This window comes from Rossellomorea aquimaris (genome assembly GCF_003315075.1).
Lineage (GTDB): Bacteria > Bacillota > Bacilli > Bacillales > Bacillaceae_B > Rossellomorea > Rossellomorea aquimaris_C.
In genome coordinates, this window is sequence record NZ_QNRJ01000006.1 from 22433 (window position 1) to 45293 (window position 22861).

The window sequence follows — 22861 nt, forward strand, 5'->3', positions numbered from 1 at the left end:
AAGTAGAACCCACTGCGTGGTAATTATACCCATGAATTGGGTTGAATAGGTGTTAAATTAGGTTTAAATACCCACACATGTATAAGATTTTTGTCATTTGAAGGAGTTTTTTGATGAAAACACAGAAAAAAGGAGAACTATTTGAACTAGTCATCCCAGATAAATGGAAAAATGTAACGATTGAAACAATTCTTAGAAATCACTGGCAAGCACCCAAGAAACTGATTCATTCCTTGAGGATGGCGGGTGATATTAAAGTGAACGGGGAATCGATTTCCTGGACCCAGCCCCTTTCTCCGGGAGATACGCTTCAGCTTCATTTATTTAAAGAATTAGAATACGATGTCCCCCCGACCTACGGAGAGATCGATGTGTTATTTGAAGATGACCATCTGATTGTCATCAACAAACCTGCGGGAATTGATACTCACCCAAACCATCCGGAGGAGACGGATTCCCTCGCAAATCTGGTGGCCTTTCACTATCAAGCCCGGGGAGAAAGCTGCCGCGTCCTGCACATTCATCGTTTGGATCATGATACATCGGGAGCGATCATCTTCGCCAAGCACCCGTTAAGTAAAGCGATTCTTGACCGCCTTCTCACTGAGAGGCAGATCAAGCGTACATACCACGCTCTCGTTCATGGTCGATTGAAGCAGAAAAAAGGCACCATCTCTGAACCGATTGGCAGGGACCGCCATCACAATACTAGAAGAAGAGTTTCACCTTCTGGTCAGGATGCAGTCACCCACTACAAGGTGCTGGAGTATAAAAATCCTTATACATTAGTGGAGGTCCAGCTTGATACGGGACGTACCCACCAGATTCGCGTCCATCTGAGTCACATCGGTCATCCTTTGGTCGGAGACATATTATATGGAGGAAAGCCGATTTTCAAAAGGCAAGCGTTGCATGCTGCACGGATTTCATTTCCTCATCCCCTGACCGGCGAATGGATTGAGTGTGAGGCTGACTGTGCCGATGATGTTGGGCTGTGAGAATAAAAAAACGAGCCGCTCTCGAGCGACTCGTTTTTTTATATGTTCATTATTTCAATCCGTTTTTCACCGCTTCAGCGATTTGGATCGTACGGCGGGTTTGGTGTTTCACTGCAGGCTCTACGGATTCAACCATATTGCCCTCTTGATCGACCGTTACACTCGTTCCGTATGGGTTTCCTCCTGTAGTAAAGCTTGATTGGTCTGTATATCCAGGAGCTGCGATGATTGCACCCCAGTGCATCATGGTTGTGTATAGAGCCAGTACCGTCTGCTCCTGTCCACCGTGTGAGTTGCTTGCAGATGAAGTGGCACTTACTACTTTATTTGCAAGTTTTCCGTTGAACCAAAGACCTCCGGTAGTATCCAGGAAAGCTTTGACTTGAGAAGGAACGTTTCCGAATCGTGTTGGAACATTGAAAAGGTAAGCGTCTGCCCATTCAAGATCGTCAAGTGTTGCAACAGGTACGATATCTTTTGTTTCATTATAGTGCTTTTCCCATGCTGGGTTTGAAGCGATCGCTCCTTCTGGGGCCGTTTCTTCAAAACGAAGTACTTTCACTTCAGCGCCTGCTTCTTTCGCAGCCTCTTCTGCCCATTTTGCCATTTGATAATTTGTTCCCGTTGAACTGTAGTACATGATTGCTAATTTTACGTTAGACATAATCAAAATCTCTCCTTTAAATATGGTTTATATAGTAAAAAGTGAAACACCGAATCAGACTGCAGGTAAATCAATCAACATTCACCTGCATTATTCATGACTAATGAAAAGTAGTGATGTTGGAATGCATGCCGATTCTCTATGTTGGATTTCCACATCAGATAATTTCTATTGAAAAAAAACTCAACTAAAATAAAAGTGCGTCTATAGAAAATGATCCTGCCCCTACCAGTGCTACTCCAAGAGCAACAACAATGAGCATCACATTATATTCTGTACCATTTTGTGTTACCCAATAACCATTTGGTCCGTGAACTTTCACGATCGCTACAATCATCGTCCCAATGATAAGTAACGCTGCTAATGGCGTCAGGAAACCTGCTGCGAATAGCAATCCCCCTGCAACTTCAGAAATTCCTGCAAGTAATGCCATCGTTTTTCCCGGCTTGATTCCAATGGACTCGAAGAAACCACCTGTTCCTTGTAGTCCATGTCCACCAAACCAGCCAAATAATTTTTGTGCTCCGTGAGCAGCGAAGGTTAACCCCACTACTAAACGAATGACCAATAAACCGAACGCAGCTAATGCTGTCATCTTACTTCCTCCTTTATGTTTTCCCATCGAGATGTATCTTCAAACATTTCAAATTCAATTATTCTCAAATCATTTATCTTGAATTTGAGATATATGTGTAAAAAAATGAGTACATGTTATCTCGAATGTATTTATTTTGATTTCGAGATAATTGTATACTACTCTTCTCTTCCCTGTCAATAACTATTTTACAAATTAAATTAAAATGGGTCCGTCCCTCACCTGGAGGGACGGACCTCTATATATATCGATCAAAAATCAAAGTTGTCCGGATCTGGCCCGAAGCGTTCGTCGAGATTCAATCCGTTGATTTGGTTCATTTCTTCCAGTGATAGTTCGAAGTTGAATAGATCTGCGTTTTCTTTGATGCGGCTTTCATGCACGGATTTAGGAATGATGATGACATCATTCTGAAGGTGCCAGCGCAGAATCACTTGAGCAGCGGATTTTTCATGCTTTTCAGCAATGTGATTCAGTGTTGGTTCATCCAGTACACGCCCTTGAGCGATTGGTGACCATGCTTCCACGGCAATATTTTGTGATGCACAAAATTCTCTTACTTTTTCCTGATTCAGACGAGGGTGTAATTCGATTTGATTTAATACAGGCTTTTCATTGCTGTTCTTCATCAAATCTTCAAGGTGATGCTGATGGAAATTACTTACACCGATCGATTTCACTAACCCTTCGCTATGCAGCCTTTCGAGTGCCTTCCATGTATCATTGTACTTTCCTTCTACCGGCCAGTGAATTAAATAAAGATCCAGGTAGTCCATATCAAGCTTTTTCAGGCTCGTTTCGAATGCTTTCAATGTCGTATCGTAGCCTTGATCACCATTCCATACTTTCGATGTAATGAACAGTTCCTCTCTCGCTACCCCACCTTCTTTCACACCTTGACCTACACTTTCTTCGTTGTCGTAGATCGCCGCTGTATCGATGGAACGGTACCCTGACTCAATCGCTGTTCGAACGGCCTGTACCGTTTCAGACGGATCTTTCATTTGGTAAACTCCTAAACCGACATAAGGAATTTCGATTCCGTTATGTAGTGTCTTCGTGCTCTGTAAGTTTTTTAACATATTGCATCCCTCCTGATTTCCTATTTTACAAATCCACTTAGCTTTTTGCTAATATTATGATTGTGAAATTCGTTTTTTTTACTAAATTAAGGAGGCTGGGACAAAAATAAAAACCACGATATATAGACGAACAAACCTGCCTACTAGGAAACAAAATTGTTCGAGTTTTACTTAGATTAAAACACTTTTATCCCAGGCTCCTCTTTTGATCACCGGCCGATAAATTGTTCTCTTTTCTTTCCAATAAACGCAAGCTTATGGAGGGGGCGTGTCATGGCCACGTATTGGAGCTTGATGTCGAGTTCGTTTTCCGGGTTGAATGCTTCATCAACCGCTGCGATGATGACGACATCGAATTCGAGTCCTTTTGACAGATACGATGGGACGACGACGATTTGATCTTTCGGGATCGATTCCCCTTCTTCTAATAATTTCACTTTCCCAGGCTGCCGGTCTTGAAGGATTTCGCTGATTTTCATACAATCCTTCATGCTTTTTCCAATCACGGCGAAGGTTTGGAATCCTTCTTCCCGTCCAGCATCCACCTTCTCCTCGATGACGGAAGCCAATTCTTCCAATTCCACATACTCATCGAAGCTGGGAGAGTCTCCGTGTCTCACCACTGGATTCACTTTAGGAAAATCATAGGGTAGGAGATTCAGCAGTTTATTCGCTTCCTCCATGATTTCAATAGTGGTCCGATAGCTTTTTTGCAACTCCGTATAGGTGGCCCTCGGAAACACATCTCTATACACTGGTTCCCAAGACTGAAGTCCACGATAGGAGTGAATCCCCTGGGCAAGATCCCCCACCAGTGTAAACATGTCGGTTTCAAGAGCCCTCTTCAACGAATAAAGCTGTAAATAACTATAATCTTGTGCTTCATCTATCACAATATTTTTTGCTTTATAAAATTTATCGATTCCAAACAAGTGAGTTTGCAAGTAAAGAAGGGTGGCTAAGTCTTCTACCTCATACTGTTTCTTCTTCGCGTATTTCAACGTATATTGACTAAGCTGTTCTGCCTGCTGCATGCTTAGCTCACCTTTCGAGTAAGAAGCAAGCCGTTTCGGATCTGAGAATAATTCCATGAAGTATTGATCCAGGTTTTTCTTTTCAAACTGCCTCATGTAGGCCGTAACGCTTGTTCGGATCGCCTTCTTAATTTCTTCAACCCGCTCACTTTTCTTGTCCAATGCTTTTGACACATAATCCTTCCGGTTTGCTGCCTGTGTCCTTTGAAAAAGCGCTGTTTCGATCCGTTCATCGAAAAACTTCTCTACCTTCTCCACCATCTGCTTCTTGTTCGTCCGGACATAACTCTGTAAGAGAGCCTTGAGCTTTTCCATCCGGCGATAGATTGGCATATACGTATATTCCTCTTTAAAAAGGTGAGTGAATTTTTTTGCCGAGTAGAGCTTGTATTTATCAACATAGAAGTCCTTTGATGTATAAAAGCGCTGTTCAATTTCTTCTATATAATAATCAAGAATTCTCCTGAATGCTTTGGATCCTTTAAACCCTGATATCCAGGAGGCAGTCTCTACTTCTTCACCGTGGGTTTCAATTAACTGAATGAGCTTGTTATCTTCTACTAATTTCAGCTTTTTCTCTAAGCAGGTCATGACATAATCCGTGAACGTCGTTTGCCTTACCCGTTCAACACCGAGTTCCGGCAGGGCTTCTGAAATGTAGTCGATAAACAAATTACTTGGTGCAAGGATCATCAGTTGTTTCGGGTCGAAATGCTGTTTGTAGTTGTAAATAAAGTATGAAATCCGGTGAAGGGCGATGGTTGTCTTTCCGCTTCCTGCCGCTCCTTGAACAATGATCGGCTTGTTTAAATCGGCACGGATGATCCGGTTTTGTTCTTCTTGAATCGTGGAAATGATTTCAGTTAAACGATTGCTGGAGCTTTTGGCTAATGAATCCTGAAGCAGTTCATCAGTGGTCGTTAAATCTATATCCCTGATTTCTTCTAACCAACCATCCTCGATCATGTACTGACGCTTTAATGAAAGGTCACCTTCGTATGTTTCGTCTTCCGCCTCATACGAAACATCGCCGATCCTTCCTTCGTAATACAGGTTTGCAATGGGAGACCGCCAGTCCACGATGATTTGTTCTTGATTCTCCCTCTGATACAGGGAGGTCTTCCCGATATAGTGCTTCTCCACCTTGTCCGAGCCCTCATGTTGAAAATCAATCCTGGCAAAATACGGTTTCGTTTTCGCTTTCGTCAGGGACTCCAGTTCTTCTTTGGACATCTCAAAAAAGCTTGAGTTCGTCAAGATATCGATGTACGCAGCACTGGACTCGCCCCAATCAATATCTCCAAAAGCTTTTTCCATGTTTTCCTTATACTTTTCCTTACTCGTCTGGGACGTGCTGATGACTACATCAATGTAGCGCTTCGTAAACTCCAGGCGTTCTGATTCAGTTGAAAAATCGGGATGAATAGTTGATTCCTTCGTCATACATTTCTCCTTCCAAATATTAGTAGCCGCAATGGAGAAAAAAAACGTCTCATCAATCCCACCGAGGTAATGACTCTTGGTGGAAAACGTTTATAACGAAAAGCGTAGGCGGCTCGATCAAGCCCGACAAGCATAAGATGAATCTGGCGAGAAGGCGCATTTTGCCTTCTTGCCAGACTTAGCTTATGACCTCGAGGGCCTAGCCGCCGGAGCTAGACATTAGAAAGACATATCGAAATCTGGATAAATTATGTAGGCGTTTGGGAGCAGGAGTATATATTATCAGATAATTCAAGAAAGTACAATACACAATTAATACTCACTGACCTGGAGGCGTTGGGGGTCGGTAAAATTAAAAACCCCTCACCTATAAAGTAACCCGTTCGGTTGAGAGGGAGAAAACTTAAAATAACATAGGATTTGGAGGTGCAATTAGCACGATGTTTAGCACCTTCATTTTTTGTTGTTTTACCAGGGTTTATTGACTTTTTTATTGATTTTAACTTGCAAATTAACACTGCTTTTAGCACCCGTTTTAGCAACCCTGAATAAATTTATTCACGGTTGCTGAAACGGGTGCTAATTTGGTTGTTAAAAATCATGATTAATGGTTATACTGGTTCACAACGAGGATACGAAGGAGCATTTAAAGTAATGAAATTTATTGAACCTAGAAATATCAATGCAGAAAAGGTGAATTGGCTTATTTCAGAACGCGCAAGAGCTATCGTCTCTTATTATGCTGAATACACTGAGTACACAGAAAGCGATGTTGTAGATAAACTACTCCTTAATCTTCTGGAAGATAAAAACTTCATTGAATGGATCAAAAATAAACGAAACAACAAACGTGTTATCAGGCAACTGAAAATAGAGCAACTAATGGAGGAAGACTAAGTGGCTAACTTCAAGACACTCATTTCACCAGACGATGTTGTATTAGAAGTCACTCCGCCTGTATCGCAGAATGAATTAGAGAACAGAAACAAAGATTATGATGTCTTAACTCCTAGACAGTTTGGAACCAAATATAGAGGTTTATCATTTATGCCAATTGAGTTTAACCTTTTTCAAAGAAGTTACTTACTTCAGTTAAATGTTTGTGTGAATCCATACTGTAAGTGGCAAGGGTTACAACAGGAAAAATTTCATAACCTAAAAGGGAAGCCAAGCAGATATAAATTAACTTCCCCCAGCCCAGAGCAAAAGCAAATTCAATGCAACCCTGATCCAATACAAACAAACCCAGGGGTAACATTAGGGTGCAAGACTGTCGCACTATCTAATTGGTCTATTACCGAAGAGATCGAGAGATTGGTTCGAATTAATAGCGTGAAAGATGATATACCTGAGTATACCTTTCACAAAGAAGGTTGTACTAAACAAGACTGCACCCCATTTAATTCTCCATCCCTCTTTTACAAACAAGGGAAAAGCGAAAGTACGGGAGCTCAGCAATGGCAATGCAAAACATGCAGGAAAAAGACAACACTGCAACCCACAAACGCACAATCCCTTACTTATAAACAAAAGCGTAGTGAAATAAACCTTCTGTTGACAAAGTTATTGCTAAATAAAAACCCCGTAAACAGGACTTGTGAAATATTGGGAATTTCAAAGGGGACATATTACGATAAAATAAGATTTATTTATCGCAGATGTCTTGAATTTTTAGAAAGACATGAAACCCAACCTTTACAAAATAAAGAATTTAAAGAAATGTGGATCAACACCGATAAACTCACCTATCACCTAAACAACGTTCGTAAGAAAGGTATGAGTAAGAGTAAGTACAGGGACCTTGAAGATTCAGTTTTTCCTACTCATGTGGTAGTCAGTGCAGATGTATTCTCTAGATATGTATTTCGGAGCGATGTGTCTTATGATTGGGATATATCTCTCGATGAGATTAATGAGGATACCATCCGATATAAAGATGACCATTTAGGAATTTACGCGAGGAAAAACGCAAGGTTTTCAAAAAACTCTTTTTACCCGCAACCACCATCAGCAAATGATACTCAAACGAAATCTGAATATAAAAATGAGCTAGCCAGAATAAAGAATAGGACCAGATATACTGATGGATTACATGTTAATTCAACATATACAACTGTTGCTCATCATTGGATGATAAAGAACTTGGTTCATGCTTCAGAATGGCGTTTTGTAACGGATGAAGACAGTTCGCTTATTACAGCTATATTTCGGGTATTTGCAAAAGAATTCCGATTAAGTGACGCTCACCATTTCCTTTGTCACACTGACAAGACAAAATCTAGACCACAATCACACAAGGAGTACCTTGAGACAGTAAATGAACTGTTGGAATGGGGAGAACTTAATGGGTATAAAACAAAGTCTCCAAATGAGTTGGCTCTCTTAAAGCTAGAACAACTCCTTCAAAATCATCAATTTCATAAGGAAAGTGAAAACTTCTACTGGTTCTTATTTGGAGTATGCTGACAACCCCATAGAACATCCATTAGCTACAATAGATAGGGGTTACCGCTCAGTGGATTGCACCACCAACCTGTCATCATTAGAGCCAAAAGAGATAGCGAGATTGGTGCTTAATGTCAATGACAATGCAGCAAATGCTTTTATTCAGCTTATTAGAAGAAGGTTGTCCATACTGGAGAGACCATTAACGACAGCCAGAGGAGATGGGAAAAGCTATATTTACGCCAATTTCAACCCTGAATATGCACAAATGGCAATCACCATTCTGAGGACATATTATAACTTCTGCTTGCCTTATGAATCCAGAAATATCAAAAAGACACCAGCGCAGCGTTTAGGTATAGCAAAAAAGGTTTTTGAACTAAAAGATATCTTATATTTACGATGATGAATAATATCTTATAAATACTTAAAAAAAGAGCCGTGACTTACGAGTTTCTCTCACTGGATCAGTCGAATGTCCTAATGCTCACTCCAAACAAAAAAAGCATGGAATCCTCCATGCTTCTCTTTGTGTTACCGAGATCATTTAATAAAGGCATTTAACACCTTTCTATTTGTATTGATTTTTAAGAATAATGAAGTTAACCCCAGCACAGCAAAAGCAATAAATAGACCAATAGGAACCGCGTACAAGTTGTTGTTCAAAGGTGAAATTTTATGATAACCCGCAACCATATAATAGTTTTCATAGGGGTCTTTTATATCTATCCAAACGTATTCAGTAGAACCTTTAATTGATGAATCTCCAGATTCAACGGCTACATCCCAGTTTTGCACCATTTCTTGCTTTGAAGCACCTTTCCCAGGTTCAGGATTTTCATATAAAGCAAAGTATTCAATTTCTTTTGTTGCATCAACAAGAGAATTAATTTCATTAATCTTCTCTTCTGAAAATGTACCATCAGCCATTATTCCAAAAACACTATTTACTGTTTGGTCAATGGTTTGAAGTCTATTTTGGTTGTTGTGTTCAGTCCAAATTAATCCTATTAACATTATTAGACCTAAAATGAGAGCAACCATAGATGTTCGAAAAAGATTCTTAATCACATTAGTTTGAGTTTTGAAAAGACTGAATACCCCTCTTGTAATTTGTTTTTCATCACCAAAGCGACTAATAGTAATATCTATCGCTTCTGTTTCTGATTTCCCCTCTGCCTTTAACTCTTCAACAGCCTCAACTAAATGCGAACGCATTTCTTGTTTTAGTTCTTTAGCATCCTCACCACTTACATGGGCATATATCGAATTAACAAACTCATCGATTTTTTTCATTTACGTTCTCCCCCTTCTAAAAATGAATCAATGATGTTTTTTACAAATTGCCATTCTTTACGCTTTTCTTCAAAACCATCTTTACCTAGCGGTGTAAGTTTATAGTATTTTCTTCTTCCTCCGGGCCCTTGCTCGTCACCCCAATAAGAAGAAATCCACTTATTCTTTTCTAATCGCTTTAGTGACAAATAGAGTGTGCCTTCCTTTAATTCGAATTGCTCTTCGCTTTTTTCCCGAACAAGTTTTGCTATTTCGTAGCCATACATGTCCCTGGTTTGTAACAGCGATAGGATCAAAGTGTCGATATGACCTTTTAAAACCTCTTTATTAACCTCCAAATATTCCACCCCCTAATTTCAATAATAAATAACTATACTTAATAATGCAAGGTATTATTTTTTTAAAAAAACAGGCCTTGTGATTAGGCCTGCAAATTACCCTGTTAATTAAAGTGTTATTTGTGTTGTTAATTAATATTTTCTCCCTCTCAACCGAACGGGTTACCTATAAAGATGAAGGGTCTTTCATACGAACCACAGGAAACACAATCTGAAAACTTGTTCCCTTTCCCATTCTACTTTCAACTGTAATGACGCCTCTCATCGCTTCAATGATGCGATAGGATACCATAAGCCCAAGACCGGTTCCTTTTTCCTTCGTAGAGAAATAAGGTTCTCCCAGTCTGGCATGTTGTTCAGAGGTCATCCCTACTCCAGTGTCAGTGATGGTGATGCTGACGTTCCCTTTTTGAACCTTCGAAAGTATCGTAAGGGTACCTCCTTTTGGCATCGATTCGATCGCATTTTTGATGATGTTGAGAAATGCTTGCTGAAAGCTCCGTGTATTACCGACGATGGTTGCGTCCATGACGCTTTTATGTACGTCCACCGATTGCTGGTTGCTCAGGGGCTCTACCATATCAACGAGCTTATTGAGTTGTTTAGAAATTGAAATGTTCTCTACTTGATCAGGGTCCGGCTTGGCAAACGTGAGATAGTCATTGATGATCTCTTCTGCCCGGTTCAGTTCTGATGATGCAATCGCTAAGTATTGCTCTTTTTTTCCAACTGGAAGATTTTCTTGATTGAGCAGTCTCAGAAACCCTTTAATGACGGTTAAGGGATTCTTCACCTCGTGTGAGATGCTGGCTGCCAACTGAGACAGTACTTCCATTTTCTCTATCTTCACGAGTGCTTGTTTGATTTGAATCTGTTTAAGCAATGTTTCACATATGTATGTCAGAATAAGCATCCCCACTGAAGGAAGTAAGATGAAATTAATGAGATAGCTTTCATCAATCACAAACACAGTCATGGCATGAGCAATAAGGGCCGCCACTATGGAATGAACGGTAAAGAGAATCACTGAGAATATGATCTTCTGACGACTCGTTAGCCGGTCGAAATCGAACCACTTCATCCCGATGACCGTCAAGAGGTAGATCGACATGTAAATAACAAATGCTACTATACTCCAACTATATATCATCGTCCTGGATACCAATAAAACAACTAATAGTGCGAGCCCTGTATATGGTCCTCCATACATGATTCCGAGTACGAAAGGAATCATCCGCAGGTCATGTACACAGTATGGATTCTGATAGATCGGGGAAAGCATGCACAGGATAATGGCCATACTCAAAGAAACAAGGGTCGCTAACCTTGTATACCAGCCGTGTATCAACTTTCTTTCAATAAGGAAAAAAATTAAAAAAATACTCAATATGATATAAAAGAAATTATTTATAACATCCTGATTAAAGATAATCATACTTACCCTTTGACCTTTCACAGAGATTGTCTACTTTATAGAAATTCTACCATACTACTAAACAAATCGTTACAATTATATAGGTAATCGGGCATTTATATAAGAGAACTCTCCTGTACATGTACAGGAGAGTCATCAACTTATACAGTTTTCAATTGTTCACCAAGAAATTTTGCCAACTCAAGCATCCCGTATTGTCCTGACTTCGCCTCGGCATCCTTGTTATAATTTGTATTGGTGTTCACATCATATGTGTAGATGGTGCCTTCTTTGTCTTGAATGAATTCGATCCCGGCTACATCAATCCGGTTTTCTTTTAAAAATGCTTCGTAAGACGAGAGGATGCCATGGGAAAAGTTTTCCCTGATTTGGAATTTGGGTTTCTCCTCTTGCTCTCCCACAGGACAGAATAAATCATCGACCTGGCAGACATCGGCCGGACATAATTCAAATCCTTTTGACGCATCCACCCTCACAGCATACTTGAATTGGCCGCCAATGAATTCACAGCGTGTGATCGAAGCGTCCGGTGCTTCAATGTATTCCTGGATAAGCGTCGTGCCATCCAGCGGTTCTTCAAATGTATCACTGTACACATAGTTTTTCAGTGCGTCCACTGAATGAAACAACTGTACACCCAATCCTTTCCCTGCACGGTTATGCTTGGTGATGAAGGATGGCTTGTTGAGCTTTTGTGCGGCTTCTATGATCTGCTCTTTTCCAACGGCTGCAATGGTTTTCGGTGTCTTGATGCCGGCAGCGTTCAAGGCCATATACTGATTCACTTTACTCACTTCCAACCGGAGGGCACGTGTCCCGTTCAGCACCTTTCTTTCATATCTCTCTAACCATGAGAGAACGCTTTCCGTTAACTCAGGTGCAAAACGATGGTTTCTGGTATGGGAAGATGCACTGATCCGATTATAGAAAACACCTTCTGGAGGATCTGATGATAAATCGACGAGTCCTTGATCGAGGAACCATTCCACATAAGGCAATTGAAGCTCATCGAGACGAGTCGTTAAATGATTGGTCCAATCACTATTTTCATGAATAATATGAATTTTTTTCACGATCATTACCCCATTTGTCCGTATGATTTTTTTAAAATGGTCGTACAACACAAAGTAATCCTACTATAAAAGTAGGATTTAGGTCAATGATGATGAATTTATCTGGGCTTTCTGTCGGTCCTCATCTGAATTTTCATACCACTTTTGGTAAGCTGATCGATTGCTTTCGGGAAATCATCGCTATGGGAAGGGCTATGATCGTCCTTCAAGATATCCCTGATTTCCTGTAAGACTTCAAGGTTCGTCGTTTGCTTCACTTTGTATTGCTGCTCTCCGCCTTTCAAGCGGTTGACCACCTTTATCATCAGAAAAATGCTCATGGCCACGAGAAGAAAGTCTACAAGGGCTTGTAGGAACTTTCCCAATTCAATCACCTCTGCTCCAATTCGAAGGTGCAGGCCTTCTAAGTTAATGCCGCCAAATAAAATGCCGATTGCCGGCATCATCATGTCTTGAACGAGAGACTCCACAATCTTGCCAAACGCTGAACCAATGATGACTGCAATCGCTAAATCAATTACATTCCCCCTTGAAATGAATTGTTTAAATTCAGACCACATGATGAATTCACCTACCGCTTCATTACTCTTAACATATGGCAGAAACAAGTGAGTTATGAAGACAAGGGCAAAAAAGCTACATAAGATATTTCCAAGCAATGACAAGCAACACAATAAAAGCGACTACCCCCATTAGGATGATCAACATTTTTTCTTCTTTATTCCCTAACATTCTTATCGCCTCCTCCATTTCTTAAGGAACTTACACGGTCCCTCTTTCAAATAATTTTGTTTCCAGTATCACGGGGCCAGGGGCCGTATTTTCAAGAAATAGTTTAAACGACTCTTCTCCTGCTTTTCGTATCGGCACTTCAAAGGATGTAATGTCCAGGGCATCGGCAATAGGATGATTATCAAAGCTTAAGATAGCCAGATCATCGGGTATCCTGATCCCTCTTTTCCCTGCCTCTGTCACCATACCGGCTGAAACCTGATCACTGGTTACGATAAGGGCTGAAGGCTTTTCTTTCAGTTGTTCCCAGGTCTTCACCACGTCTCTTCCATCTTCCAGATGATAGCAGTTATTGAAGAACCACTCATCACGCACAGGATGGCCGGCAGCTTCTGAACTATCGTAATACCCACGGATTCTCTCTTCACTATTCGTCCCAAACATTCGATGCAGGCACAGGCCTATGCGGGAGTGACCTTTTGAATAAAGATATTCAAGACCATTCCTGACTCCTTGATAGTGATCGATATATATTTTTTTACACGAGTGCCCGTACACATTTTCACAAAAAACAACATTGGCCTTTTCCATGAACGGAGTGAGGACATCCAGTGAATTTGAGCGTGATGTTAAGATCAATCCGTCTACTTCCTTCATTTGCAGACGATGAAAGGCATCAAGTTCGGCTCCCTTGTCATAATTTGTTTGAAAAAGTTGAAGGTGATATCCATGCTTTAATGCTTCCCCTGCAATACCTTGAAGAATTTCTCCGAAGTAAGGAAGATTCAAATAGGGCAAAACAACTCCTATGCTATAGGTCTTGCCTTTTGATAAATGGACAGCGTTTGCATTTTTTATATAATTTAATTGCTCGACGGCATCGAGAACCTTCTGACGTTTTTCTTCTTTTACATAAGGGTGTTCATTTAAAACCCTTGAAACCGTTGAAACAGATACTCCCGCAAGCTTCGCGATACTGCGAATATTTGTCATCCCCATACCCCTCATTAAATAGTATGAATGGCCTGCCTGTCCCTTTTGCGCAAAACTTTTAATAAACGCTTGCTCTGAAACGCGTTTCACACTTTAGAGTTAATCATGCAAGGGGTCGCACTGGGATTTCCTACCCCTAAAACATGATAAGGAGGCTATACTATGTTTGGTATTTTATTCTTACCCGTTCTGTGTATCATCATCATCGGAGGAAGCTACGCCGCATTAAAGCCCATCCATTTCTATACTCCCCGCGATCATCAGGATTCATTTGAGCACATATACAACCGTAAACTCAACTAGTTCACCTGCCTGCCTTCAATGAAGCAGGCTTTTATTTTACCCATTTGACTGCCCACTCCTGGACGGCCTCCATCACGGGCTCCAGTTCACTTCCTTTTTTCGTCAGGCTATAAAGGACTTTGACCGGCTTTTCGTCGAGAACTTCCCGATAAACGATTCCGTTTTCCTCCAGCTCCTTTAATCTGTCGGTTAACACCTTTTGACTGATATTCGGTATTTCTGCATTTAAATCTTTATAACGGCACGTTCCTTCAAATAATACCTTTATGATCATCCCGACCCAGCGCTTGCCTAATAATTCAAAGGCACCAGCATATTTCGGGCAAAGTTTTGTTTCCATATAAGTCTTCACATCCTAAATCGTTATCCCTTGACGCATACTAAAACGTCGGTTATATTGTTCATATTGCTTTACACTTACAAAAAGTAAGTAACATACAAATATATACCATATTATAACACTTTTTTAAACATCAAGGAGGCTTTATCATGGATAATTTCTTTCAAGTCGTCGATGAACGACGCTCAACGAAAGTATACGATCCTCAAGTGGAGATCCCCCGTGAGGAATTAGTCAGCCTGCTCGAAACTGCAGGAAAAGCACCATCTGCCTGGAATCTTCAACAGTGGAAATTCCTGGTGTTCGATCAGAAAGAAGTTCAAGAACGCTTACTTCCGATTGCTTATCATCAACAACAGGTACATGATGCTTCTGCAGTCGTGGCTATACTTGGTGACCTGGAAGCCAATAAGAATGTCGACCCTGTCTTTGATCCCGCCATTGAAAAAGGTGAAATGACGGCTGAAATCAAAGAGGTACTAAAGAAACAAATTGACGGTGCATACAGCCGTGACGAATATCCGAGAGACGCTGCTTTCAGTAACGCTTCCTTAGCCGCTATGCAATTCATGCTTGCTGCAAAAGCGAAAGGCTGGGATACTTGCCCGATCGGCGGTTTCAATCCGGCAGCTCTCGTTTCCGAATTCAATGTGTCGGACCGTTATATTCCGATTATGCTGATTACAATCGGAAAACCACTTCAAGAAGCACGAAAATCAGATCGTTTAGATATCCGCAACTTGATCGATTGGGCGGAATAAACCTATGAAAAAGCCGCATCCTTAGGGGATGCGGCTTTTTCATACTGTTAAAAGAGTACACTTTTTTCAATCTGTTTCATTTCAAAGAAGTAGCCTTTTTTCCTCATGAGCTCATCAAAACTTCCCGCTTCTACAACCTTCCCTTGATCCATGACGACGATTTGATCCATGTTTTCAAGACCGGTTAAACGATGACAGATCAGAATCAATGTGTCTCCGCCGGCCGCTGTATAAAGATGGTCAAAGATCTCTTTTTCCGTCAAAGCATCAACCGAAGAAGTCGGTTCATCCAGCATCCATAAGGGAGACCCCTTCAACAGAGCCCTTGCAATGGCCAATCGCTGCTTTTCTCCTCCAGATAGATTCTCACCTTTTTCCAGTACGGTGTCCTCTAACGAAAAGTGGCGCAGCTTCACTTTTTCTAATGCCGATTCCATTTCCCCGTCTGTCAGATCATCTCGCACCAGCAAAAGGTTTTCCTTCATTGTGCCGTAGAAGAAATGATTCTCTTGAAGAACCACATTGGCATGCTCCCATAATGACTCTTTATCGATATCTTTAATTGAAGCATCATTCACGAAAATCGATCCATGATCCGTTGAGTAAAAGTTTAATAACAATTGAAGCAATGTTGATTTCCCTGATCCCGAAGGTCCTACAATCGCTGTTTTCGAACCTGCAGGCAGCTCAAGATCCACACCATCCAATGCCTTTCTTTCATCTCCCTCAAAGGAAAAGCTTACATCCTTCAGGCGAAAGGACGGAGCTTCCCCGTCAAGATTCCCGCCAAATGAAGGTCCGTCCCTCACAATGCTTTCTTCGGGAATAACCGAAGAGAGCCTGGCTGCCGCTCTGCGGGAATCTTCATAGTGTGTAGGAAGGATTGCCATGGGTGTTGCGTTTTCGAATACGGTCAATGAGATCATGACAAGCATAGCAAGGTATATTCCATCCAGTTGACCTGCTCCCACAGAATATGCCCCTACAGCTAAAACGATCCATGAAATAAGAAGCGAAACCAGGATATTGGTTGAATGACTAAAGAGGGAATGGATACTCTCACGTTCCTGCTCACTCACATAGCTTGTTGATGCATGAACGAGACTCCTCTCTTTATCCTCCAGTCTTTGATAGATTTTCAAGTCTTTGAATCCATGAAGAAATTCCGTTACCTCAGTAGACAAGTCCCCTCGACTTTCTCTTAAAGTCATTTCAACCTTTCTCTGCTTAAAAGCGAAATAGGCAGGAACGACGAATCCCGTCAGCAGAAGGCCGATGAGAAGAATCAATGCAACAGATACCGAATAAAACATCGTAAATAAAATCGTACTTAAGAACACCATCACCAGAATGATCGGCGGATAAAAGACCCTGAGAAAGAAGTTCTGGAGGCTCTCTACGTCCCCGACAATTTTTGAGAGAAGATCTCCACTTCTGTACCGCCCGAAAATCCCCGGTGCTAACGGCTCGATTGCTTCATAAATCGAGACTCGTAAGTTGGCCAGAATCGTGAATGTAGCACGATGAGAATAATAACGTTCCGCGTAACGGCTTAACGCCTTTGTAAAACCGAACAGCTTCAAGAGCGCAATCATCACCGTCAGAGCGTAAAGAGGTACTTCCAGAGCCGCTTTAGAAATTAAATATCCACTGGAAGCAAATAATCCGACAGAGGTCATTCCAGCCAGGAAGCCAAAAAGAATAGAATATACAATATCCTTCTTTTCCTTCATCATCAGCTTTACGACAAATCCTAACTCTTTCATCCTGTATTCACTCCTTGCTGTGCAGTCACCATCTCATGATAACGTAAAGAGGACCTCATTAACTCCTCATGATTTCCTATGCCCGCTAATTTTCCGTTTTCCAAAAACAGGATTTGATCCGCTTGACGAATCGTATGCAGTCGGTGAGCCACTGTGATCACCGTTGAATTTTTGGATAATTCCTGAATGGAGGCTTGAAGGATTCCCTCGGTTTTAAGATCCAATCCCGTTGTCGGTTCGTCAAAGAGAATGAGAGAAGGGTTTTTGAGAAAAGCCCTGGCTAAGGCAATACGCTGCTTCTCTCCTCCGGACAGTCCTCTCCCCGCTTCACCGATCGGTGTGTCATATCCTTTATCGAGACCGGCAATCATTTGTGAGATTCCTGCTTTTTCAGCAGCGTATTCGATCTCTTCCCGAGTCACGCCCTCTTTTCCTCCAACCGCAATGTTCTCTGAGATAGTCCCTGAAATTAAATACGGATTCTGTGAAATATAACTCAGATGATCAAACCAGTCACTTTCCCTATATTCACTTCTCGAATGTCCATTAATCACGATTTCTCCTTCAGAGGGATCAAGAAGTCCGGCTAAGAGATGAAGGAGCGTTGTTTTTCCTGCTCCACTCTGACCGACGATCGCCACTTGGCTGCAGGGAGGAAAAGCAGCCGTCATGCCTCGAAGATCAAATCCCTTATCTCCGTAGGAAAACCCGACATTACGCAATTCCATTGTGGCAGGAGTGCCGTTTGTTTCGAGCTTCTTCTCTCCCCATTGCACGGGACGATCTTTTTCTTCAAGCTCTTCCATGATTTTCTTCGCGGCTCCCATACTTCCCCGGCCAGTATGAAAGGCCTGCCCGAGCTCTTTCAATGATAGATAGAATTCCGGGGCAAGCACGAGAACAAAGAAAGCTGTGAAGAATGAAATACTTTCGAAGACGACTAATCGCAGCCCTGCTTCCAGGGCAATCAGTCCAATACTTAACATCGAGATGAACTCAAGCATTAAAGAAGATAAGAAGGCGGTCTTTAACACTTCCATCGTGGCTTCACGAAAGTCAAGACTGCTGGCACGGATCCCGTCCTTCTGTTCCTCCCCTCTTCCCAGGAGCTTCAAGGTAGTCAGTCCTTGCAGTGTATCTAGAAATCGACCGGAAAATGCCGTCAACTTATCCATTTGCTTCTCTGATTTGTTTTTTGTCATGACTCCGATAATCGCCATAAACAAAGGAATGAATGGGGCCGTTATGACCATGATCAGACCGGTATAAATATGCTCAGTAAAAATAGTGATCAACAGGATCAACGGGACGACGGTCGTTTGAATTCTTTGTGGTACGTACTGACTGTAATACCCATCCAGCCCATCGACGGCATCCATCATCGTACTGACCTTTTGACCAGACTGCCCTTGAAGGGAGGCTTGCAGTGGATTCTTTGCCCACTTATTCAAGAGCCGTTTTCTCAAGTCGCTCTTTACCTTCGCAGCCATCCTGATTCCTGTTCGTCCGTTCACATACGATAGGACCGCTCTCCCCACTAAAAGAATCAGTAAAGCACCTAGCATTGGGAGAACATCTTGAAATTCTGCCCCTTTTATAAACATTTTATCTACAATGCTAACCAGCAAGTAAGCTTGTCCAATCACCACTCCCCCGATCAATAGGGATGTTCCATAAAGTGTCATCATGGATGATTTTTGCTGCTTAGCCAATCGATTCAGCTCTATCATAACTTCTCTCAACTCCAAAAGTTAAAAGTTAGTGAAACATTTCACAAATTCAATAACTCTATTATAGTAAACTTGTTCCCTTTATGCATCTTTTAGGATTGACCTTTTTGTGACAATTCCAGAGAACCCAGTTAGTTTTGAATATGGCGTGGATGGTATAGTTTTTTATTTATCTCCTAACGAATCCAGCCGAAATCACCAGTAATCCGACCATTTTATAATAATTGCAAAACCTGCACAAACTATATTCCAATCAATAAAAAGAGAGATGCACATCCCTAAGCGAATGACCTCTCTCTTTGTTCAGCTATACTCGGCACATCATATCTTCAATAAATCCTTCGTCACACGCTGGATAATCTCCGGCAGTACTGAGAAGGTGTAAGGTTTATACACTCTCTCTGTCCACTGATGTCCATCTTTTCCATAAACTCCGATATTAATAGAAGGGATGTTCAGCTTTCTGATCATGTCGATGGGAACAGGATACAACTGATCGATCAGCGGCAGGTTCTTTTTGAATACGTCAATATCTTCATCTTCTTCATGAAGAGAGAGAAAGCTGCCATCTGCGAGATAAGGGAAAAACCGTTTAATGACAAATTCTTCGCCGGTTTCTTTCGCTATATCATTTAAGCATTTCCCTAACGCTTCTCTCACCCTCTTGCCATACTCATTTTCTTCATTCACAAAGTTATGAGGTAAAAATGGCGGTGCGAAGAATAGGATCACTCTGGGCGTTCGATCGGGATCCAGATGCTGCAGTGCTTCCACCATGGCATACGCAATCGTCCTTCTGTCTTCTCCTTCCATATCATGAAAGACCTTTTTCATGACAGGATCCGGATCGATGCCTCTTTCCTTCAGCCAGAAGATATACTCCCGTAATGTCAGCACTTCCACTTCCCACGAAAACTCCCTTTCCGGGAAACCATGATAGCTCCGATATTGCTCAAATTGTTTTTTACTCCGTTCTTCCAGCTCACTTACTGCCTTTAATGCAGCCTTTTTCATATCATAGAGCACTTCTCTTGCGGTTTTCTCGTATACAAAGTAATTGAAGTAAAGAGAAGCGCTAAGAGGGGTTTGAACATTATACGTATGCTTATCATCTTTGAAATACAAGCACGATGGCGGCAGGGTGAATTCTCCTGGTATATCCTCCAGATAATCCAGGTTCTGATTGATTTCGAGATTGATTTTGGAAGCAATCACAGTCGGATCGATGGATGTCAGCACATCCCCTACATGCGCTTCTCTTCCATATATATAAAAGCTTGGCAGGAGCTTTCCTGCAGCACCTGTGTAAATATATCGTTTACAGTCCCCATCATAGATCGGAGAAATGAAATCGGTATTGATCGCTGCCAAATAATCAAAGCCCTCTTTTTTCAAACGATAGAGATCACTTAAAGCTGCAATCATTCCGGCATGTTCACTTTCTTCATCACCATTAAATAGGAAGAGTAAATGTCCGTCTGGCGTTTCCTGTCCCGTATAGTACAAGAGATTCGCCATGTGTACGGCAATTCCGCTCTGCATATCCAATGCCCCTCTTCCAAACAGCCAGTTTCCAGAAAGGGCATCCTCTCTCACCTTTTCCTCCCCTTCATAATCCATAAAGAACTTCTGAAGAAAATCGGGATCATGAGCCATATCCTGCAGTGCACCATAATCATCGGTTCCCACCGTATCATAGTGGGCATGGAATAAAACGGTTTTAGAAGACGCGCCTTTCACAAGGGCAAATACGTTTTTCCTTCCAATCGGATCATTCGGGACTTCTTGCAGCCAGACCTGATCCGGATGCTCTTGAAAATAAGGGAATGAAGAAATCACTTCATATATAAATCGGGCTTTCTCACTTTCGCCTATTGTTCCGTTATAACTTTTCAGAGCGACTAAGGATCGTGTGATGTAGTCAATCTGCTCGGAGATTGATTTGTTTTTCAATTGAGTATACACGTTAGTACCGCTCCTTTCCGTAAGAAATGTCACTATTACTTTGTAAATCGTTTATGCCATTATAGACATTGATTCTCTATAATTGATAACATCTTATCGAAAATGAAAGGGGTTTGGAAGGGGTTTCAGGATTATTTCTCAAAAAAAATTCCTATCTTTCTATTGAAATTCGATCTAATACCGAATATTATAGAAGTTGCGCGTTTTTAATGTTCGTTTTTATTGGAGGTATTACGATGTTTAAATTAAAGGAACACGGCACTAATCCCAAAACTGAAATATTGGCAGGGATTACAACATTTCTAACAATGGTTTACATTGTCGTTGTCAATCCCATTATTTTAGCCGACGCAGGTGTCCCATTTGATCAAGTATTCTTAGCAACCATTATTTCAGCCGTAGCCGGAACGTTATGGATGGCCTTGTTTGCAAACTACCCGATTGCCATCGCACCAGGGATGGGATTGAATGCTTACTTTACCTACTCTGTAGTAGGAGCGAATGATGACATTTCTTATATCGTTGCATTCTCTGCCGTTTTTGTAGCAGGTATCATCTTTATCATTCTTTCATTAACACCATTCAGAAAAAAATTGATCGAAGCCATTCCACAAAATCTAAAGCACGGTATCACCGCAGGAATCGGTTTGTTCATTGCATTTATTGGATTAAGACTAACAGGACTGATCCAGGCTCACCCAACGAATTTAGTACAGCTTGGAGATCTTCATTCATCTTCAGCGATCTTAGCGTTAATCGGGTTGGCTGTTACCCTTATCCTTATGGTGTTACGCGTCCATGGAGCATTATTCATCGGAATGATTGTCACTGGACTCGTTGCCTTCTTCACAGGAGAATTATCATTTAAAGAAGGATTTGTGGCTCTTCCACATCTTCCAGAAGGACTTATCGTAGCAAATCCTCTAACGGCATTTGCCGATGTCTTTCAATATGGACTATATGCCGTTGTGTTCTCATTCTTACTTGTAACCATCTTTGATACAACGGGAACCATGATAGGAGTGGCTCAGCAAGCTGGACTTATGAAGGGCAATACGATGCCAAGAGCACGCGAAGCACTACTGGCGGATTCCATCGCTACCACTGTCGGGGCGATGTTTGGGACAAGTCCTACGTCCGCCTATATTGAATCTTCAGCAGGTGTCTCTGCCGGGGGAAGAACAGGATTAACGACACTAACTGTTTCGGTACTGTTTATTACCGCTGCTTTCTTCGGACCACTCGTGAGTGCAGTGTCAGGAATCTCAGCTATTACAGCTCCTGCCCTCATAATAGTCGGAAGCTTGATGATGGGAAGCATCTCTCAAATTAAATGGGATCAGTTAGACGAAGCCTTCCCAGCATTCCTGATCATTCTAAGCATGCCGTTAACCTCAAGCATCGCAACAGGTATTGCCTTAGGATTCATTTCGTATCCGTTACTGAAAGTTGTGAAAGGGCAATGGAAGCAAGTACACCCACTCGTGTATATCTTTGCTGTCCTGTTCTTCTATCAGCTGGCATTCCTGCCTCATTAACTCGGATATAGATACTCGAAAGACCGTTCACAATGAACGGTCTTTTTGTGCAGTAAATTCAGCTGGTTGAGTCCATATTCTCTTAAAGCTAGACATTCATCATCAAAATTCAGACAATATATATCCCCAAAATCATCATCATACTAAATAGTTCATGAGGAGTACCATGATGTTTCCATAGGTTCCAACAACTACGTTTTTCCCATTATATTCTTCAATTATTTAAAATATCCCCTCTTCACCTCTTTTTTGAGCGATGAGATTCGACTCTCATCTCTCCATTGAAAAGGAAGGATCCTCGATGAACCGCTCCTTCTATTTCTGTTTCCT

At 41.5% G+C, this 22861-nt stretch carries 21 protein-coding genes and 1 pseudogene; 7 read left to right on the forward strand and 15 right to left on the reverse strand.

From position 1 onward, the window contains the following. Positions 1-113: 113 nt before the first annotated feature. Positions 114-998: an RluA family pseudouridine synthase gene (locus DET59_RS09580; protein ID WP_113969461.1), complete on the forward strand. Its 885-nt coding sequence runs from the start codon at positions 114-116 to the stop codon at positions 996-998. 49 nt (positions 999-1047) lie between these two features. On the opposite strand, the gene wrbA is transcribed toward DET59_RS09580, so the two are convergent. The 4 genes from wrbA to helD form a co-directional block, all read right to left on the reverse strand. Further along, positions 1048-1662 carry an NAD(P)H:quinone oxidoreductase gene (gene wrbA, locus DET59_RS09585; RefSeq protein WP_113969462.1) on the reverse strand — a complete coding sequence of 205 codons (615 nt, stop codon included), beginning with the start codon at positions 1660-1662 and terminating at the stop codon, positions 1048-1050. Between the two features lie 187 nt (positions 1663-1849). Then, on the reverse strand, positions 1850-2257 hold the full coding sequence (locus tag DET59_RS09590) for a DoxX family protein (protein ID WP_113969463.1): 408 nt from the start codon (positions 2255-2257) through the stop codon (positions 1850-1852). Between the two features lie 251 nt (positions 2258-2508). Continuing rightward, positions 2509-3339 carry an aldo/keto reductase gene (locus DET59_RS09595; protein WP_113969464.1) on the reverse strand — a complete coding sequence of 277 codons (831 nt, stop codon included), beginning with the start codon at positions 3337-3339 and terminating at the stop codon, positions 2509-2511. Positions 3340-3548: 209 nt separating this feature from the next. Then, positions 3549-5816, reverse strand: a complete 2268-nt coding sequence (gene helD / locus DET59_RS09600; RefSeq protein ID WP_113969465.1) for an RNA polymerase recycling motor HelD — start codon at positions 5814-5816, stop codon at positions 3549-3551. Positions 5817-6404: 588 nt separating this feature from the next. On the opposite strand from helD, the gene DET59_RS09605 reads away from it, so the two are divergent. Genes DET59_RS09605 through DET59_RS22055 form a run of 3 tightly spaced genes read left to right on the forward strand, consistent with a single transcriptional unit; the run spans position 6405 to position 8667 of the window. Next, complete coding sequence (locus DET59_RS09605; protein ID WP_258549630.1) at positions 6405-6713, forward strand: hypothetical protein; 309 nt, start codon at positions 6405-6407, stop codon at positions 6711-6713. Further along, a complete protein-coding gene (locus DET59_RS09610; protein ID WP_258549631.1) occupies positions 6714-8282 on the forward strand; it encodes an insertion element protein in 1569 nt (522 codons plus the stop codon). It abuts the gene before it with no gap. 49 nt (positions 8283-8331) lie between these two features. After that, positions 8332-8667 (forward strand): hypothetical protein, encoded by a 336-nt coding sequence (locus tag DET59_RS22055; protein ID WP_258549632.1) that lies wholly within the window; start codon positions 8332-8334, stop codon positions 8665-8667. 137 nt (positions 8668-8804) lie between these two features. Here the strand turns inward: DET59_RS22055 and DET59_RS09615 are convergent, their stop codons facing one another. The 6 genes from DET59_RS09615 to DET59_RS09640 all read right to left on the reverse strand — a co-directional run bounded on the left by DET59_RS09615 (position 8805) and on the right by DET59_RS09640 (position 14128). Then, positions 8805-9557 carry a permease prefix domain 1-containing protein gene (locus DET59_RS09615; RefSeq protein ID WP_113969466.1) on the reverse strand — a complete coding sequence of 251 codons (753 nt, stop codon included), beginning with the start codon at positions 9555-9557 and terminating at the stop codon, positions 8805-8807. Further along, positions 9554-9895, reverse strand: coding sequence for a PadR family transcriptional regulator (locus DET59_RS09620; RefSeq protein ID WP_113969467.1), 342 nt, complete (start codon positions 9893-9895; stop codon positions 9554-9556). Before DET59_RS09620 ends, DET59_RS09615 begins: the two co-directional genes overlap by 4 nt. A gap of 166 nt (positions 9896-10061) precedes the next feature. Next, complete coding sequence (locus tag DET59_RS09625) at positions 10062-11243, reverse strand: sensor histidine kinase (RefSeq protein ID WP_181778109.1); 1182 nt, start codon at positions 11241-11243, stop codon at positions 10062-10064. Between the two features lie 227 nt (positions 11244-11470). Then, entirely contained in the window at positions 11471-12403 is a 933-nt protein-coding gene (locus DET59_RS09630; RefSeq protein WP_113969699.1) for an ATP-grasp domain-containing protein, read from the reverse strand. 98 nt (positions 12404-12501) lie between these two features. Continuing rightward, positions 12502-12963, reverse strand: coding sequence for a large conductance mechanosensitive channel protein MscL (gene mscL / locus DET59_RS09635; protein WP_113969469.1), 462 nt, complete (start codon positions 12961-12963; stop codon positions 12502-12504). Between the two features lie 202 nt (positions 12964-13165). Further along, positions 13166-14128, reverse strand: coding sequence for a LacI family DNA-binding transcriptional regulator (locus DET59_RS09640; protein WP_181778110.1), 963 nt, complete (start codon positions 14126-14128; stop codon positions 13166-13168). A gap of 162 nt (positions 14129-14290) precedes the next feature. Between DET59_RS09640 and DET59_RS21635 the strand changes: the two genes are divergently transcribed. After that, a complete protein-coding gene (locus tag DET59_RS21635; RefSeq protein WP_181778125.1) occupies positions 14291-14431 on the forward strand; it encodes a hypothetical protein in 141 nt (46 codons plus the stop codon). Positions 14432-14462: 31 nt separating this feature from the next. On the opposite strand, the gene DET59_RS09645 is transcribed toward DET59_RS21635, so the two are convergent. Further along, a complete protein-coding gene (locus DET59_RS09645) occupies positions 14463-14771 on the reverse strand; it encodes a winged helix-turn-helix transcriptional regulator (RefSeq protein WP_113969471.1) in 309 nt (102 codons plus the stop codon). 149 nt (positions 14772-14920) lie between these two features. Here DET59_RS09645 and DET59_RS09650 point away from each other — a divergent pair, with 149 nt between their 5' ends. Beyond that, a complete protein-coding gene (locus DET59_RS09650; RefSeq protein WP_113969472.1) occupies positions 14921-15532 on the forward strand; it encodes a nitroreductase family protein in 612 nt (203 codons plus the stop codon). 47 nt (positions 15533-15579) lie between these two features. Here the strand turns inward: DET59_RS09650 and cydC are convergent, their stop codons facing one another. The 3 genes from cydC to DET59_RS09665 all read right to left on the reverse strand — a co-directional run bounded on the left by cydC (position 15580) and on the right by DET59_RS09665 (position 20993). Further along, positions 15580-17298, reverse strand: coding sequence for a thiol reductant ABC exporter subunit CydC (cydC, locus tag DET59_RS09655; RefSeq protein ID WP_113969473.1), 1719 nt, complete (start codon positions 17296-17298; stop codon positions 15580-15582). Beyond that, entirely contained in the window at positions 17295-19028 is a 1734-nt protein-coding gene (cydD, locus tag DET59_RS09660; RefSeq protein ID WP_113969474.1) for a thiol reductant ABC exporter subunit CydD, read from the reverse strand. Before cydD ends, cydC begins: the two co-directional genes overlap by 4 nt. 321 nt (positions 19029-19349) lie before the next feature. After that, positions 19350-20993 carry a M20/M25/M40 family metallo-hydrolase gene (locus DET59_RS09665; RefSeq protein ID WP_113969475.1) on the reverse strand — a complete coding sequence of 548 codons (1644 nt, stop codon included), beginning with the start codon at positions 20991-20993 and terminating at the stop codon, positions 19350-19352. Between the two features lie 236 nt (positions 20994-21229). On the opposite strand from DET59_RS09665, the gene DET59_RS09670 reads away from it, so the two are divergent. After that, entirely contained in the window at positions 21230-22531 is a 1302-nt protein-coding gene (locus tag DET59_RS09670; RefSeq protein WP_113969476.1) for an NCS2 family permease, read from the forward strand. A 147-nt stretch (positions 22532-22678) separates the two neighbouring features. Here the strand turns inward: DET59_RS09670 and DET59_RS22320 are convergent. Continuing rightward, positions 22679-22801: pseudogene (locus DET59_RS22320) on the reverse strand (histidine phosphatase family protein); the annotation flags it as partial. Between the last annotated feature and the right edge of the window lie 60 nt (positions 22802-22861).

What these genes read in the sequence shown, in the direction of transcription:
- DET59_RS21635 (WP_181778125.1), top strand. Translation starts at nt 14,291, where the DNA reads ATGTTTGGTATTTTATTCTTACCCGTTCTGTGTATCATCATCATCGGA.
- DET59_RS09580 (WP_113969461.1), top strand. Translation starts at nt 114, where the DNA reads ATGAAAACACAGAAAAAAGGAGAACTATTTGAACTAGTCATCCCAGAT.
- DET59_RS09615 (WP_113969466.1), bottom strand. Translation starts at nt 9,557, where the DNA reads ATGAAAAAAATCGATGAGTTTGTTAATTCGATATATGCCCATGTAAGT.
- helD (WP_113969465.1), bottom strand. Translation starts at nt 5,816, where the DNA reads ATGACGAAGGAATCAACTATTCATCCCGATTTTTCAACTGAATCAGAA.
- cydD (WP_113969474.1), bottom strand. Translation starts at nt 19,028, where the DNA reads ATGATAGAGCTGAATCGATTGGCTAAGCAGCAAAAATCATCCATGATG.
- cydC (WP_113969473.1), bottom strand. Translation starts at nt 17,298, where the DNA reads ATGAAAGAGTTAGGATTTGTCGTAAAGCTGATGATGAAGGAAAAGAAG.
- DET59_RS09645 (WP_113969471.1), bottom strand. Translation starts at nt 14,771, where the DNA reads ATGGAAACAAAACTTTGCCCGAAATATGCTGGTGCCTTTGAATTATTA.
- DET59_RS09650 (WP_113969472.1), top strand. Translation starts at nt 14,921, where the DNA reads ATGGATAATTTCTTTCAAGTCGTCGATGAACGACGCTCAACGAAAGTA.
- wrbA (WP_113969462.1), bottom strand. Translation starts at nt 1,662, where the DNA reads ATGTCTAACGTAAAATTAGCAATCATGTACTACAGTTCAACGGGAACA.
- DET59_RS09670 (WP_113969476.1), top strand. Translation starts at nt 21,230, where the DNA reads ATGTTTAAATTAAAGGAACACGGCACTAATCCCAAAACTGAAATATTG.
- mscL (WP_113969469.1), bottom strand. Translation starts at nt 12,963, where the DNA reads ATGTGGTCTGAATTTAAACAATTCATTTCAAGGGGGAATGTAATTGAT.
- DET59_RS09595 (WP_113969464.1), bottom strand. Translation starts at nt 3,339, where the DNA reads ATGTTAAAAAACTTACAGAGCACGAAGACACTACATAACGGAATCGAA.
- DET59_RS09590 (WP_113969463.1), bottom strand. Translation starts at nt 2,257, where the DNA reads ATGACAGCATTAGCTGCGTTCGGTTTATTGGTCATTCGTTTAGTAGTG.
- DET59_RS09640 (WP_181778110.1), bottom strand. Translation starts at nt 14,128, where the DNA reads ATGACAAATATTCGCAGTATCGCGAAGCTTGCGGGAGTATCTGTTTCA.